The organism is Dactylosporangium sp. NPDC049742 (genome assembly GCF_040674675.1).
GTDB classification, from domain to species: domain Bacteria; phylum Actinomycetota; class Actinomycetes; order Mycobacteriales; family Micromonosporaceae; genus Dactylosporangium; species Dactylosporangium maewongense.
Genome location: NZ_JBFANF010000035.1, coordinates 92,934 through 108,501, shown reverse-complemented (window position 1 = coordinate 108,501; position 15,568 = coordinate 92,934). Strand labels below are relative to the sequence as shown.

11 protein-coding genes and 1 riboswitch are annotated in these 15,568 nt (G+C 75.5%); of the genes, 3 read left to right on the top strand and 8 right to left on the bottom strand.

The window, feature by feature from the left end:
* Nucleotides 1-118 precede the first annotated feature (118 nt).
* Nucleotides 119-2,296 (top strand): hypothetical protein, encoded by a 2,178-nt coding sequence (locus tag AB0J72_RS34980; RefSeq protein WP_363406284.1) that lies wholly within the window; start codon nt 119-121, stop codon nt 2,294-2,296.
* A 564-nt stretch (nt 2,297-2,860) separates the two neighbouring features.
* Nucleotides 2,861-3,499, top strand: a complete 639-nt coding sequence (locus AB0J72_RS34975) for a hemerythrin domain-containing protein (RefSeq protein WP_363406282.1) — start codon at nt 2,861-2,863, stop codon at nt 3,497-3,499.
* Between the two features lie 39 nt (nt 3,500-3,538).
* Here AB0J72_RS34975 and AB0J72_RS34970 read toward each other — a convergent pair whose 3' ends face one another.
* The 8 genes from AB0J72_RS34970 to AB0J72_RS34935 form a co-directional block, all read right to left on the bottom strand.
* Nucleotides 3,539-6,976 (bottom strand): BTAD domain-containing putative transcriptional regulator, encoded by a 3,438-nt coding sequence (locus tag AB0J72_RS34970; RefSeq protein WP_363406279.1) that lies wholly within the window; start codon nt 6,974-6,976, stop codon nt 3,539-3,541.
* A gap of 13 nt (nt 6,977-6,989) precedes the next feature.
* Nucleotides 6,990-7,928, bottom strand: coding sequence for a ribose-phosphate pyrophosphokinase (locus tag AB0J72_RS34965; protein ID WP_363406276.1), 939 nt, complete (start codon nt 7,926-7,928; stop codon nt 6,990-6,992).
* 197 nt (nt 7,929-8,125) lie between these two features.
* Entirely contained in the window at nt 8,126-9,367 is a 1,242-nt protein-coding gene (locus tag AB0J72_RS34960) for a glutamate-cysteine ligase family protein (protein WP_363406273.1), read from the bottom strand.
* Between the two features lie 772 nt (nt 9,368-10,139).
* On the bottom strand, nt 10,140-10,619 hold the full coding sequence (locus AB0J72_RS34955) for a CAP domain-containing protein (RefSeq protein ID WP_354904105.1): 480 nt from the start codon (nt 10,617-10,619) through the stop codon (nt 10,140-10,142).
* A 161-nt stretch (nt 10,620-10,780) separates the two neighbouring features.
* A complete protein-coding gene (locus AB0J72_RS34950; protein ID WP_363406269.1) occupies nt 10,781-11,839 on the bottom strand; it encodes a hypothetical protein in 1,059 nt (352 codons plus the stop codon).
* 744 nt (nt 11,840-12,583) lie between these two features.
* A complete protein-coding gene (locus AB0J72_RS34945; protein WP_363406267.1) occupies nt 12,584-13,291 on the bottom strand; it encodes a hypothetical protein in 708 nt (235 codons plus the stop codon).
* Nucleotides 13,288-13,788, bottom strand: coding sequence for a SigE family RNA polymerase sigma factor (locus tag AB0J72_RS34940; RefSeq protein ID WP_363406264.1), 501 nt, complete (start codon nt 13,786-13,788; stop codon nt 13,288-13,290). The genes AB0J72_RS34945 and AB0J72_RS34940 overlap by 4 nt, the downstream gene beginning before the upstream one ends.
* Nucleotides 13,789-13,850: 62 nt before the next feature.
* Nucleotides 13,851-14,111 carry a hypothetical protein gene (locus tag AB0J72_RS34935; protein WP_363406261.1) on the bottom strand — a complete coding sequence of 87 codons (261 nt, stop codon included), beginning with the start codon at nt 14,109-14,111 and terminating at the stop codon, nt 13,851-13,853.
* A gap of 15 nt (nt 14,112-14,126) precedes the next feature.
* Nucleotides 14,127-14,193, bottom strand: a riboswitch (guanidine-III (ykkC-III) riboswitch).
* 99 nt (nt 14,194-14,292) lie between these two features.
* On the opposite strand from AB0J72_RS34935, the gene AB0J72_RS34930 reads away from it, so the two are divergent.
* Nucleotides 14,293-15,525, top strand: coding sequence for a PQQ-binding-like beta-propeller repeat protein (locus AB0J72_RS34930; RefSeq protein ID WP_363406258.1), 1,233 nt, complete (start codon nt 14,293-14,295; stop codon nt 15,523-15,525).
* Nucleotides 15,526-15,568 lie beyond the last annotated feature (43 nt).

Here is a 15,568-nt window from a genome sequence, read left to right as displayed (position 1 = left end):
TGGATCCTCATGAGCAATCTTTACCTCCAGAAGGTCCCCGCCGACCAGCGACACGCTCGCACCAACGGGGCGTTTCGGCTGGTGCCGGAGGGTGGGGCCACCCCGGTACAGTGCCGGCATGGAGTCCGCCGCGGCGTTACCGGCCCCGCTGACCAGCCTGGTCGGCAGGGACGCGGAGGTGCGCGCCGCGGGCCGCCTGCTCGCTTCACCCGACCACCGGCTGGTCACGCTCGTCGGGCCGGCGGGCAGCGGCAAGACCCGCCTGGCGATCGCGGTCGGCGCCGCCGCGACGACGCCGGTGTGGTTCGTCGACCTGACCACGATGCGCCCGTCCCCCAGCCCGTCCCCCGCCCCGGATGACGCCGCCGGGTTCGTGCTCGACGCGTTCGGGGTGGCGCGCCGGGCCGACGCCGGCGCGACCGGCACGCTCCTCGCCGCGCTCGGCGACGCGCCCGTGCTGCTCCTGCTGGACAACTGCGAGCACGTCACCGACCCGGTCGCCGCGCTCGCCGCCCGCCTCCTCGCGGCGGCGCCGGCCCTGCGGCTGCTCGTCACCGGCCGGCAGGCGCTCGGCCTGCCCGACGAGACCGTGGTCGAGGTCGCGCCGCTGGACGACGCGACGGCGCTGCGCCTGTTCGAGACGCGGATGTTCGAGCGGACCGGCCGCCCGCTGCCCGGCGAGCACCGGGCCGGCGCCGCCGCGATCTGCCGGGCCCTGGACGGCCTGCCGCTCGCCGTCGAGCTCGCCGCCGCCCGGGCCGCGCTGCTGTCGGTGCCTGAGGTCCGCCGGCTGCTCGCCGACCGGTTCCGCGTCCTGGCCGACGCCAAGGCGGCCGGCCCCGAGCACCATCGCACGCTCCGGGCGGCGCTGGACTGGTCGTACCGGCTGCTCTCCCCGGACAAGCAGGCCCTGCTGCGGCAGCTCGCCGTGTTCCAGGGCGGCTTCACGCCCGCGGCGGCCGCGGTCCTGCCCGCGCACGGGCCGGGCCTGCTCGACGCCCTCGCCGAGCGCTGCCTGGTCTCCCCCGTGGACGGCTCCCCGGCCGGCGGCCCCCGGCGGCGGATGCTGCAGACCGTCGCGGCGTACGCGGCCGCCCGCCTCGCCGAGCTCCCCGACGAGGCCGCCGCCGCCCGCGACGCGCACGCCCGCCACTTCGTCGCCCTCGCCGAGCAGGCCGCCGCCGGCATCCGCGGCCCCGGCCAGCGGGACATCCTGCGCATCGTCACCGTCGAGCAGGACAACCTCCGCGCCGCCATGACCTGGCTGGCCACCCGCCCCGGCGTCGATGACCTGCGTCTCGCGACGGCCCTCGCGCCCTTCCAGCATTTCACCGGGGTGTACCGGCAGGGCCGCGACTGGCTGGCATCGGCCCTGCTCCGCCGCCCCGACGCAGCTCCACCCCTCCGGGTCGCCGCCTGCTCGGCCGCCGCGAACCTGGCGCTGCTCGACTGCGACTACCCGGCCGCCGCCGCCCTCGCCGCGCAGGCCCTCGCCGCGCAGGCCCTCGCCGGCTCGCCCGAGGCGCAGGCCCGCGGGCGGCTGCTCACCCTGCTCGGCTGCGTCGAACGCGAACGCGCCGACTACCCCCGCTCCCGCCACCACCTCGACGAGGCGCTGACCCTCTACCGCGCCGCCGGCGACGCCTGGGGCGAGGGCCGCGCCGCCCAGCTCGCCGGCGCCACCGCCTGGCTGTCCGGCGACCTCACCGCGGCCGCCGCGCTGCTGGACGCGAGCCTCACCGCGTTCCGGGACCTCGCCGACGACGAGTCGGTCGCCTCGACCCTCACCCACCTCGGCGCGGTCGCCCACTTCGGCGGCGACCAGCCCCGCGCCCGCCGCCACCTGGTCGACGCCCTGGACCGGTTCACCGAGCTGTCGTTCCCCGAAGGCATCGGCTGGGCCCAGGACCTGCTCGGCCGCGTCGACCTCGCCGACGACGCGGTCGCCTCCGCCGCCGAACGCCTGCGCGCCAGCCTCGCCATCCACCGCCGCGTCGGCGACCGCTGGCGGAGCGCCAGCGTCCTGGAGGCGCTCGCCGAGGCCCGCCGCCGCCTCGGCGACCCGGCCCACGCCACCGCCCTGCTCGCCGCCGCCGACGTCATCCGCCACGAGATCGGCGCCCCGACGCCCGCCTGCGAGCTCCCCGCCCGCCAGGCCACCGAGCGGGCCCTGCACGCGGCGCTGCCCGAGGAGGCCTACTCCCGCGCGTACCGCTTCGGCACCCGCACCCCCGTCGACGACCTCCTCAACCTGTCCGGCTCCCCCGCTCCCCTGGCCCTGCACCCCACCCCTTGACCGCCGCCACAGGCCGCACGAGTCGCACAGGCCGCACGAGTCGCACAGGCCGCCACCACCGCCACAGACGCTGATCAATTCCCCGATTCACACCTTTTGTTCCATAGAAGAAGCGCGATCCACCCACAATTCGATCTCTGAATTGCAGGCAGATCGCGCAACGTCTATAGAGCAAAAGGCGCATAAGCGGGCATTGACCAACGTCTGCGAGAGGGGTGCGGCGACGAGCACCGAGCCCGAGGGATGGTCGCGGACAGGCACAAGCAGTGACCGCTGCCGGGCAAAGAGGATGCTCGCCACCAGACGCGAGAAGTGACTGCCACCAGACGCGAGAAGTGACTGCCGCCAAGACGCAAGGGCAGGCCAACCGCCGGGCGCGAGAGAAGGACGGCGGCCTGGCGTGAGGGATGGCGGCGGCGAGGGGCAGGACCGGTCGAGGTTCGGGTGACGAGGCGCGCCGACCAGCGGGTGGGTGGCCGGGCCGGCGGTAACCAGACGTTAAGTGGCGGCCAAGTGGGAGGCGGTGTGCTGAAGGCCGGAAGCACTTGAGCTGAGGAGCGGATCATGCCGAATCTTGTCGGGATCACTGTGAACCACCGGTCGATGCGTGGGGACGCGCGCCGGTTCGCGGCGTTGTTGCGGGACGTGGCGGACGGCAGGACGGCGAACACGCCCGCGCGGGCCAAGGCGATCGCCGGGTACCTGGAGACGCTGTGCGACGGGATCCACCACCATCACCAGGCGGAGGACGACGTGTTGTGGCCCGTCCTCGAGGCCAGCGCCGGGGCGGAGGTCGACCTGCGGGAGCTCACCGAGGACCACCGGCAGCTCGACCCGCTGCTCGACGCGATCCGGCGGGACGCCAGGGCCCTTGCCGTCACGCCCGGGGACAGGGACGCGGCGGAGCGGCTCGCGGGGGCGCTGGGCACGCTGCGGGACATGCTGGACGAGCACATCGAGGACGAGGAGCGGACCTTGTTCCCGGTGATCCATCGGTACGTGTCCGACGCCGACTGGAACAAGGTGGAGGCGGCGGTCCGCAAGGGCGGCAAGATGGGGTTCGAGCTGCCGCGCATCGAGCGGTACGCCACCCCGGCCGAGTTGGCGGACCTCAAGCGCATGGCGGGGCCGGTGCTCCGGGTGCTGCTCGCCGCGACCCGCCGCGGCTTCGCCCGCCGCGAGGCCGTGATCTTCAGCGCCTGACGAAGGCGGACATCACAAGACGCCCGGCGCCGGCGGACGTCACGGGGACGCGCCCGGCGCCGGCGGGCACCACGGGAGCGCGCCCGTCGCGGCGGCGAGCGCGTGGCCGGCCGCACGGTGCCCGGCGGCCGCGCCGGCGTCGCCCAGGACGTCGGCCAGGGCGGCGAGGACCAGGTCGACCGGCGGGCCGGACAGGGAGCCGCTCGCCAGCCCCACGAACTGTCCCGCCCACGGCAGCAGGTCCGCGTACAGCGCCCGGGCGTGCGGCACGGAGCGCAGGGCGGCCGCGTTCAGGGCGCGCAGCCCGTTCCACGCGAGCCAGTAGTAGTCCTCCCGGACCGGCGCCGTGTCGGGCGACCAGATGGCGCGGGCCTCGTCGGCGCGGCCGGCGTCGATCAGGGCGCGGACCATGAGGTCGTTCACGGCGTCGGGCAGCCGGTCGTACACCGGCTGCAGCATCGGCAGGAGCTCTCCTGTCGTGCCGGCGGCGAGGTGCACGAAGAAGACGCCCGCGACGCCGACGAGGGCGGCGTTCGGCTGGCCGGCCCGGGCGATGCGGGCGGTGAGGTCCGTGTAGAGGCGTACGGCGGTGGCGTGGTCACCGGCGAAGAGGGCGCGCACCGCGGCGAACAGCGCCATCACCGACAGCGCCACGCCGAGCTGGCCGGCGGTCGCGTGCCGGACGGCGCGGTCGACGTGGTCCTGGGCGGCGGCGAGGTCGTTGCGTTCGAGGGCGGCCTGGAACAGCACGTGGTGCGCCTGCGCCTGGAACTGCACCAGCCCCGCGGCGGTCGCGACCTCGAGCAGCTCGGCGCCGACGGCGGGGAGCTCGTGCCGGCGGGCGGGGTTGAGCACCGCGAAGTAGCGGGCGTTGAGCGCGTGGCAGCGCAGCAGCGGGTCGTCGCCGGCGAGGGTGAGCGCCTCGGCGCTGGCCGCGGCGCACCGCTCCAGGTCGTCGCCCTCCAGCTCGTAGACCAGCGCGACGAGCAACCGGCACCGCACCGCCGCATCGGCACCCGTCACCGAGGAACCGCCCGGCGAAGCGGCACCGGCCAGCAGCGCCGCCTCGAGCTGCGCGACGAGCGCGGTGTCGATGGCGCGGTCGGCGCGGATCGACCAGGCGACCGGGGCGTCGTACGCGGTCAGCGCCGCCACCGACGGCACGTCGGCGAGCGCGGCGGCGGCGAGCGCCTCGGCGCGGGCGGCCCGGGCGGCGAGGACGTCACCGGCGTTGGCGAGCGCCGACGTGAGCCCGCACAGCAGGTCGTGGCGCAGCGCGGGCGGCAGCGGACCGGCGTCCAGCGCGCCGCGGAACAGCCCGGCGGCCTCCCGGTGCGCGTACAGCGCCGCGGCCTGCCGGGCGGCGTCCGCCGCGTACCCGGCCGCGACGGCGGCGGTCGCGGGCGTGGCGGCGGCCAGGGCGTGGTGCCCGAGCGCGGCGACGTCCGGCTCCGCGGCGGCCGAGAGCACGTCGAGCACCCGGGCGTGCAGGCGGCGCCGCCGCAGCAGCGGCATGTCGTCGTAGAGGACGTCGCGCAGCAGCGCGTGCGTGAACCGGACCCGCCCCGCCGCCGGCTCCTCGAGCAGCCCCGACACGACGCCGGCCTCGAGGCCGTCGAGGACGGCGTCCTCACCCGCGCCGTCGGCGGCGACGAGCAGGTCGATGTCGACGTCCCGGCCGAGGACCGCGGCGTGCCGCAGCACGGTCTGCGCGGGCGCGGGGAGCCGGGCGAGGCGCCGCCGCAGGACGTGCCCGATGCCCGACGGGATGGCGCGGACCGCGCTGTCGGCGCCCTCGGCGGAGACGAGCCGGGCGGTCTCGGTGAGGAACAGGGGGTTGCCGCCGGTGCGCGCGACGACGTCGTCGACCGCGTCGGACGGCACGCCGAGGTGCTGCAGGAGCGCCGCGCCGGCGGAGGCGTCGAGCCCGCCGAGGTCGACGTCGACGGCCCGGTGCCCGGCGAGCGCGGCCCGCACCGGGTCGAGGTCGGGCCGGGCCTCGCCGGGCCGGTGGGTGGCGACCAGCAGCAGCGGCCGGTCGGCGAACGCGACGGCCACGTGCCGCAGCACCTGCAGCGTCTCGCCGTCGGCCCGGTGGACGTCGTCGAGCACGACGAGCAGCGGCCCGAACCCGGCGAGGTGCTCCCCGACGGCCTGCGCGAGCGCGAACTGCCCGCCGCCGCCCCCGGTGCCCAGCAGCGGAGCCAGCCGCGCGTCGGGACGGTCCGCGGGCAGCGCGCCCAGCACCTCGCTCCACGCCCACGCCGGCGGCGCCCCGTCGACCTCGGGGCACCGGCCCCACGCGACCTTCCAGCCGGACCCGAGCCGCGCCGCGAACATCCGCAGCAGCGTCGTCTTCCCCGCTCCCGCCTCCCCGCCGACCCACACGACCCGCAGCCCGTCCCGCAGGACCTCCCCGGCGACGTGGTCGAGCGCGGCCAGCTCCTCCGAACGCCCGAACGTTCCTCTGTTCGCGTTTTCGGCAGATGTACGGCGTAACCCCCCGGACTGATGCGCTTGAGATGACGGCCCGGACGGAGAATGTCCCAGCGGCTCCTCCCGCCTCGGCCCGTCCGGTGCTGCGGCGCTCGTGCCTGACACACCCGCCCCGACCGGCGACAGCTCCTCAGCCGCACCGCCCGCCGGCCCGCGCGAAGCCGTGTCAGCCGCCTGCCTGGGTGAAACGGCTGCCTGGTCGTGCGGAGCGGCGTCGAGGTGCGGGGCGTGCGCGAGGACGTCCGCCTCGAGCGCCCGCAGCGCCGGTCCCGGATCGACCCCGAGCTCCGCCGCCAGCCGGTCCCTGGCGGACCGCAGCACGGCGAGCGCGTCGCCCTGCCGGCCGGCCGCGTACAGCGCCGACGCGAGCAGGTGCACCGCCTCCTCCCGCAGCGGATGCGCCGACACGTGCCGCTCCAGCGACGGCACCGCCAGCGCCGCCCGGCCGAGCCGCACCGCGACCCGCCCGCCGACCTCCACGCAGACCAGCCGCAGCTCCTCCAGGCGTCCGGCCTCCGGGACGGCCCACGACTCGTCGGCGAACTCCGCGTACGCCGGACCCTCCCACGCGGCGAGCGCCTCCCGCAGCAGCCCGTCGGCCCCCGCGGGGTCGGCGCCCGCGACCGTGGTGCCCTCCCGCAGCAGCGCCTCGAACCGCCACGCGTCGACGGCGTCCGCGGGCAGGTGCAGCGCGTACCCGGGCGCCGCCGTCACGAGCACGGTGGCCGGGGTGCGCGGCGGGCGGCCGGGCTCCAGGACCCGGCGCAGGTTCGACACGTACACCTGCAGCGCGGCGAGCGCCTTCGGCGGCGGCACGCCCTGCCACAGGTCGTCGATGAACCGGTCGGTCGGCACGACGTGCCCGCCGGCGACGACGAGCCGGGCGAGGACGGCCCGCTGGCGGGGGCCGCCGAGATCGACGGGCCGCCCGCCGATCAGGCCCCGCATCGGCCCGAGCACCCCGAGGACAGGTTGTTCCATGCGCATGTGGAGGTCAGTGGAACAGCGAGCTGACCGACTCGCCGTTGTGGATGCGGCGCATCGCCTCGGCCATCGCGGGCGCGATCGACAGCACCCGCAGCTTCGGCACCCACTTCTCCTTCGGGATGGGGACGCTGTTGGTGCAGACGATCTCGAGCACGTCGGGCTGGGCGGCGAGCCGGTCGAGGGCGCCGTCGGTGAAGAGGCCGTGCGTGCAGGCGACGCGGATGCTGGCGACGCCGCGCTCGCGGAGCCGGTCGATCAGCTCGATGACGGTGCTGCCGCGGGCGATCTCGTCGTCCAGGACGATGACGTCCTTGCCTTCGATGTCGCCGATGACGGCGCTGATCACCACCCGGTCGTCGCTGAAGCGCTGCTTGGCGCCGGCGGCCACCGGTACACCCAGCAACCGGGCGAACGCGGACGCCACCTTCGCGTTGCCGAGGTCGGGCGAGACGACCACGCTGTTGGTGAGGTCGAGGCCGCGGAAGTGGGTGGCGAGCTCGCGCAGCGCGTGCAGGTGGTCGACGGGCACGCTGAAGAACCCGTGCACCTGCGGCGAGTGCAGGGTCAGCGTCAGCACCCGGGACGCGCCCGCGGCGCTGAGCAGGTCCGCGACGAGCCGGCCGCCGATGGAGATGCGCGGCTCGTCCTTCTTGTCGGAGCGGGCGTAGGCGTAGTGCGACATGACGACGGTCGTGCGGGCGGCGGAGGCGCCGCGGGCGGCGTCGAGCATCAGCAGCAGCTCGACGAGGTGCTCCTGGACGGGCGGGACCAGCGGCTGGATGAGGAACACGTCCCGCTCCCGGCAGTTGGCCTGCAGCTGCACCTCGAGGCAGTCGTTGGCGAACCGGTCGACCCGCACGGGCTGCAGCGGCACCTCCAGATGCGTGCAGATCTCCTCCGCCAGCTCCGGATGGGCGCTGCCACTGAACACGGCGATGTCCCGCACTGGTCCGGCTCCTCGGTGTGGTCGCGCGCGTGCGCGCTGGGGATCGTCACCCCGTTGATACCACACCCGGGGTGCCGCGCCACCGCCTCGTCCGCCCATGCCGGGACCTCATCCGTCCGCGCCGGCCCGGCCCTCCGCCACCCGCCCGCGGTGCGCCCGCGGGCGGAGGTGGGGCCCTTCCCGGCGCTGCCAGCGGCTCATCCGCCCGCGCCGACCCGGATCTTGCGGCGCTGCTCGCGGCGGTCCTCGCCCGGGCAGGAGCCGCGCGCGACGTACCGGTCGGTGAACTCGGCGACCGCGTCCCGCACGGCGAGCGGGGCACCCTGCCGGCGCAGGACTTCACCCGCGGCGGTGAAACAGGTCAGGGCGGCGGCGGCGAGCGCCGGGTCGGCGAGGCCTTCGCGGGCGGCGCCGACCCAGTCGCGGTGCCGGCGCAGCGGGGAGCGCAGCGGCTCGGTCGCGGCGGCGGCCGCCTCGGCCCCCTGCGGGTCGTCGAGCAGGGCGGTGACGACCGCGACCGGCACGACCCAGCCGTCGCCGGGCTGCTGGTCGATCATCCGCAGCTCCAGGTAGCCGCGGGGGCGCACCGGCGGGACGAGGGTGCCGAGGTGCCGCTCGAGGTCGTCGAGCGTGACGGGCCGGGGGCCGTGGCCGCGCAGCCAGGCGCGCATCGTCAGCCCGGCCGGCACGTGCCAGCGGCCGGGGCCGGCGACCATGGCGACGTTGGCGGCGAGGGCGTACCGGGACCAGGCGGCGCGCGGGTCGTCGGCGCGGCGCGGCGCGCGGGTGCGGCTCGCGTCGGTGCCGAAGCGCAGCCCCTGCCGGTGCGACACCCAGCGCCGGCCGGACTTCGAGCGGTGCGGCGAGTTCGCGAACGCGGCCATGACCACCGGGCCGATCGCGTCGGCGAGCCACCACCGGCGCTGGTAGTGGCCCCAGTCGTCGGGGTCGTCGGTGCCGGCGTCCAGGCAGACCTGGATCGAGGCGGAGTTGCACATGACCGCGAGCCCCTTCGGGCCCGACCGCTCGTGGTATTCGGCGAGCGCGACGTACCGCGGGTGGTCGGTGACGAGCAGCGGCGCCCGCACGTCGTCGAGGCCGGTGCCGTCCAGGACGAGGCCGTGGCCGGCGAGCGCGGCGCGGACGAGGGCGAGGTCGGCGGCGAGCGCGGCGACGCAGTCAGCCATCGACGCGCCGACGGCGGAGGACAGCTCCAGCTGCCCGCCGGGCTCGATCGTGACGCCACTGCCGCCGGGCAGCGGGTTGCCGAGGTGGGCGAGCAGGCTCAGGAGGCGTTCCGGCTCGGGCCGGTGCATCGGCTCACTCAGGTCGCGCACGCAGTACTCGAGTTCGACGCCGACGCGTCCGACAGGACCGACCCGGAACCCGGCGGCGGCCACGTAGGCGGCGGCGGTTGCCTCGGTGAGGATGTCGTTCACGGCGGCCTCCCGTTCAAGGGTGCGTGCTACCCAGGGTGGTGTTGCGGTTGACTTGAGTGACGCGTGCGGCGGCGGTTTCGGTTGTACTGCGCTTCGGCGAGCCGTGCGGGCGCTGCTGCCGGTTCGGCGAATGCCGGATGAGCGGCGACGGCTGGATGAACGGCGGGGGTGGGGCAGGGTTGTCCCGGGTGCTCCGGCGGCCGCCGGGCTGCGGGTCCGGCGGAGTGCATTCCATTAGGCGGTCCGGCGCCCGATCTGTCCAGCCCACCCGGGCAACACGTGGTGAACCCTGGCTGTGAACTGGCTGAATGCCGCAAGATCTCCCGCGGCCCGTCGCCCCTGCCCTGAATCTTGCGGCCCGCGCCAATTCTGCCGGTCCGCCAAAACAAGATCGACTGTTATGGTTTTCCCAACGCTTTCTCAACGACGATTCGGCGGCGTTTGGAGGAAAGTGCGTATTCCTATTCCCACGGAGAACGCCGGCTCCCCCGCTCCCGGTCGGCGCGCCTGCGTGAAATGATCGCGAAATACGACGCGGCCGAGATCAAAATAGGCGCGCGACACCTCGCGCGCCTCGATTCGATCACCCGCGTGGAGGCGATCCGGGCTCCGTGCGCGGCCCCTTGAGGTCGACCGCGCCGAGCCGCTGCCGCATGTGTTGCCGGCTACTTTTCTGATCCGCGATGCGCTTCTCCGCCGGCTGTCCAGTGGACGCCGGCCGGCGAGGTTCCCGCGGGCGGTCGTCGTGCCCGCGGGAACGCTCGTCCCACCCTCAGCGCGGACTGGCGAAGTCCTGGGTCCAGTAGGGCACGCCGCGTCCGTCGTACGCGACCGCGACCCCGACGTTGCGGAACCGGCAGTTGAGGATGTTGGCCCGGTGACCGGGGCTGTTCATCCAGTCGTTCATGACCTCGCGCGCGCTGCGCTGGCCCCAGGCGATGTTCTCGCCGTACGACGACCACCGGTACCCCGCGGACGCCACTCTGCTTCCCGGGCCGCTACCGCGGGGCGACCCGTGGGAGAAGTAGCCGCGATCGGCCATGTCCCTCGAGTGCAGCCACGCGGCGTAGCTCAGCCGCGGGCTCAACGTGACCGGGCCGCAGCCTGCCCGGGCGCGTGCACTGTTGGTCAAGGCGACCACGCCGCGGACCACGCCGTAGTCGGCCGCGAACGCCGGCCCGGCATGGACGGCGGCTCCGGCCGCGACGACACCCGCCGCCACGGCGACGGCGACACCCTTCCGGATTCCCATCTCACCTCCACGAAGTAGGGCAGATGACCCGAAGCTAAACGACAACCATGAGGTTGACAGCAATCTGACAAAACTCGCATTTTTGGGCCGTTCGTACGCTACGACGCGCACGAACGGCCCATCGCACGCCCGCCCGTATCACCCGTTCGGGTGACGCCGGCTCACCCGGCGGCGACCCGGACGCGGTCCTCGGGCACGCCGGCGGCCACGACCCGGGCCCTCACCTGCGCGACCGTCGCCGGCTCGTCGGCGACGAACGCGTCGTGGCCGGTCCAGTCCTCGTCGTGGCCCGCGGGGAACCGGCCGCGGATCACGACGGTGCCCTCGGCGGCGACCTCGGCCAGGCGGTACAGGTCCCGTTCCACCGCCGCCGGCCAGAACACCGTCACCGCCCGCGGATCCCCCGTCGCGCGCAGCATCCCCAGCAGCGCCCGTACCGGCGCCACCGCGTCCCGCCCCGCGACGACGAGCAGCGGCCGGGCCGACGTCGGGTCGGCGGCGGGCGGCCCGTACACCGGCCGCAACCGCAACACGTCGCCGGCGGTGGTCCGTTCGACGAGCGCCGCCCCGACCGGATCGATGCCGTGCGGGACGACGTGCAGCTCCACGACGTTGCCCGCGGCCGGGTCGGGCACGGCCCAGCAGTGCCGCCAGCGCCCCGGCAGCAGCACCGACTCGACGACCGCGAGCTGCCCGGGCAGGCACGGATACGGCAGGTACGTCCGCACCCGCAGCTCCGCGCCGACCTGCCCGCGCCGCTCGTGCGCGAGCACCGGCGCGCTCCACGACACCGGCTCGTGCGCGGCGGCGGCCGCCCCGTCCGCGAGCCACCGCGCCACGAGCCGCCCGGTCGTCGCCCACGCCTCTTCCTGCTCCCGCCGGACCTGCACCCCGGGCGGGTTGGCCCGCAGCAGGTCCACGAACAGCACCGCCAGGTTGTCCAGCCGCTGCGGCACCACCCCGAGCTGCGCCACGACCGGCCCGAGCTCCGCACACCGGGCCGCGAGGACCTGCGGCTGGTCGACGTGCTCCACCAGCCACCCGACCGCTTCCCGCAGCACCTCCCGCTGCGCCGCCGGCTCGCCCGGCAGCAACGCCCGCAGGTCCTCGAGCGGCTGCCGCCCACCTCCGGCCGCGAGCGGTGCGGCCCTGTGCGACGAGGGAGGCGGCACACCCCCGGGCAACGCCGGCGGCTCCTCCTGCAACGACGGCAGCGGCACACCCCCAGCCGGCGGGGCGGCACCAGGCTGTCGCGCAGGAGAACCAGGTTGTTGTGGAGAAGCACCAGGCGATTGCGACGGAGCCTCAGGCGGTCGAGCGGGAGCACCAGGCGGCTGCGCAGGAGCATCAGGTGATTGCGGGGGAATTCCGGGCGGTTGTGCGGCAGGGCTGGGCTGTTGCGGACCTGGGCCGGGCTGTTGCGGAGAAAGGCCGGGCTGTGGTGGGCCTCCCGGTGGCGACGGTGGTCCGCCAGGGGCTGCGGGAAGCGGAGGTTGTCGCCCCCCAACGATGCTTGGGCGGATGAGGTCCCACAGCGGCAGAGCGGGGAGCGGCGACGGCGTGGGAAGGGGCGACGGGGCGGGAGCCGGGCCAGGTGTGGCTGGGCCCGCCCTCGGACGGACAGGAAGGCGCTGCAGGTGGGCGACCAGCTCGTCCACCACCGCCGAGAGGGCACCCGGCCGGAGGGTCTCCGCGATCAGCAGACGTAGCGCCGGCATCGTCAGGAACGCGCCGGTCAACGGACCATCGGCGGCCCGCACCGTCCGCCCGGACACCGCCGCGGGCCCGGACGCGGAAGCCAGCCCAGAAGCGGACGCCGGGCCGGACGCGGGAGCCGGGGCTGTGGGCGGCGCTGGGCGGGGCGACTGCGCCGGGGTGGCTGGGTGCGCCTGCGGTGCGTCGGGGCCGATCGTCACTCATCCGAGTGGGGCCCGCCACAAACGGTCGCGTCGCGAGTCGGCGGATCAGGGGGCGAGTTCCACGGCGAGGTGGGCGGCGAGCGGGACGAGCTGATCCGGCGGGAGCGGCAGGTCCTCCGGGGACGCCGCGGGCGCGCTGGACACCAGCATCGTCACGCGGGCGCCGTGGTCGGGGACGGCGCAGCGGATCTGCGCGAATCTGGAGAAGCCGTCGGGCTCCGGGCGGACCACGGTGGCGTGGACGACGCAGGTGGCGTCGGTGCCCGAGCTGCTGGTGGTGCAGTCGAGCCCGCCGGCGCACAGGACCTTGGCCGTCACCGGCGGGTCCGCGGGCGAGCCCGCGGTCACGGTGATCTCCAGCACGCCGGGGCGGTCGCCGATGATGAAGCCGGTGGCGGCACCCCCGTCGCCGCCACCGGAGATCTCGAGGCGCGGCGCGGCGGCCGGGCCGGTCGCGCCGGGCAGGGAGCGCCACCGCAGGTCCGGCACGAGCGCGTGCACCTCGCGGTCGATCCACGCCGACCACTCGGCGGGGGTGCGGTCGCGCGGCGTGGCGCTCGGCGCCGGCGGGGGCGCGGAGGGGCGCAGCAGCGCGGCACCGAGGACGGCGGCCAGGCTCAGCACGAGCGCGCCGCCGATGGTGTACGCCCTGCGCCGTGCCGACGCCCGCTCCTCCGTCGCGATGATGCGGTCCAGGTCGACGGAGGTGGGCGGTGGCGTGCCGATGAAGTCGTCGAAGAGCTGGTGGGTCATCGCTGGTCCCCCGTCCCCGAGGCGGCCAGGTCGCGCAGGGCCTGCAGGGCCCGCGCCGACTGGCTCTTCACGGTGCCGGGGGAGATGCCGAGCAGTTCGGCGGTCTGTTCGACGGAGTGGTCGAGGTAGAACCGCAGGACGAGGACCGCGCGCTGGCTCTCGCCGAGGGTGGCGAGGAGGCGGCCGAGGCGTTCGCGTTCGGTGAACCCGTCGGGCGGGTCCCAGCCGCGGTCGGGCAGCACGTCCTGCGGCTGCTCCCGGACCCACGGGCGGCGGCGCTCGTCGAGCCAGGTGCGGGTCAGCATCCGCTGCGCGTACGCGTCCGGGTTGTCGGCGGACGCGACCCGGTGCCAGCTTCGGTACAGCTTGCCCAGCATGATCGAGACGAGGTCGTCGGCGCCGTGCCAGTCCTGGCAGAGCAGGAACGCCGTGCGCCGCCACCGGTCCATGCGGGCGGTGACGAACGCACGGAAGTCCTCCTGGTCCGGCTGTCGCATGCGGCGCCTCCTCGTCGTCCCTCGTACGACGGGCGCACCGCCGGCAAAGGTTGCACGACGCGTCAGGTGCGGCCGGCGTCCGGGGCCGGCGCGGCGGTGTGACCGGAGCGGGACGTGAAGAGGGAGCGCAGGGAGACGAGCGCCCAGACGCCCTCCAGGAGCAGGAACCCCCAGTCGTGCCCCAGGGCGGCCTCGACGGCGAGGGCGGTGGAGCCGATGAGGTTGAGCCACACGTACCGGCGCGAGATGGACGTCCACACGCCGAGCTGGACCAGCACGAAGGGCAGCAGGACGCACAGGGAACCGAGGATCTGGACGAGCATGGCACACTCCCGGGCACCACGTCGTCTTGTCTGGCCGGGTACGACGTGACTCGTCCGGGACAGCGCGCCTACCGCGCAGCCACCCTCCGACTATCGCACGCCGTGACGCCCGCGGGCACACGGGCGGGTGGAGTGCGACCGTTCTCACCGTCCTGCAACCTGCCGCTGGTTCGCTGAATCCATGATCAGCAGGATGGCGGCGGTCGTCGCCGTGTGTGTCGCCGGCGCGCTGCTCGCTGACCCCGCGGTGGCGGCGACCCCGGGCAACTGGCCGCAGCACGGCGGCGGCGCCGCCAACGACAACTACCAGAGCGGCACCGGCGGCCTCGACGTGCGGCGGCAGGTGTGGCAGCGGCAGGCCGGCGGCGACGACACCGTCGGCGGCGCGGCCGTCGCCGGCGGCAAGGTCACCGTCGCCTACGGCAAGGGCGCGCTGCGCCGCGTCGACGTGCGCACCGGCGCCGTCACCGTCCTGGGCCGGCTCGCCGGCCGCCGCCCGCTGCAGCTCGCCGACGTCGACGGCGCCCTGTTCGTGCGCAGCCTCGAGGCCGACGGCACGCGCAGCCGGCTCGCGTCGTACACCCGCGACGGCGCGAAACGGTGGGAGGTGCCGCTGCCCGACGACGGGGCGATCCTGCCCTTCACCGTCGCGGGCGGGCACGTCCTGGTCACCAGCGGACCGAAGTGCCGCGAGCTGTGCACCGGGTTCCATCTGCGCGCGTACCGCGTCCGCAACGGCACCCTGGCCTGGTCGGGCGCGGTGGGCGGCGACGCGGCCGGCGCGCCGGCGGTGGTGGGCGACGTCGTCGTGCAGGGCGCCTACGGCCCGGTCCGCGGCACCGGCGACGGCAGCGGCGGGGCGAGCCTGCTGTTCGCGTTCAACCTGAGGACCGGGCTCCGGCTCTGGACCCGCATGCGGCCCGGATTCTCGCTCGTCGGGCACCGCGGGTCGCTGCTCGCCTCCGGTGCCGGCGCCGAGGCGCTGTGCTCGCTCGCCCCGGCGACCGGCGCCGTCCGCTGGTGTCGCGGCACCCCCGCCGGCGACGAGTGGGTCGACGGCCTGTCCGCCGGCGGCGGCGCCCTGTTCGGCTACGGCCTCACCGGCACCGTCCGCCGTTACGACCCCGCCTCGGGCGCCGCCGCCTGGGCCACTCCCCTGGCGCTGCCGGGCTATCAGTACAACGCGCTGCACGCCGCGCTGGTCAGCGGCGGCGGGCACGTGTACGCCGCGGTGAAGCACGGCAACTTCACGCCGTCGTCGGAGTTCACGGAGATCGTCGTGCTGCGCGCCGCCGACGGTGCCGTGGTGCGGCGGCTGCGGCTCGCCGCCTACGACGACACGTCCGCCGAGCTCATGCTCGCCTCCGGCCGCCTCCTGGTCGTCGGCGACCGGACCATCCGCGCGTTCGGCTGACGGCGCCGCCGTCAACGCCACCGTCAACGCCAGCCGTCAAACG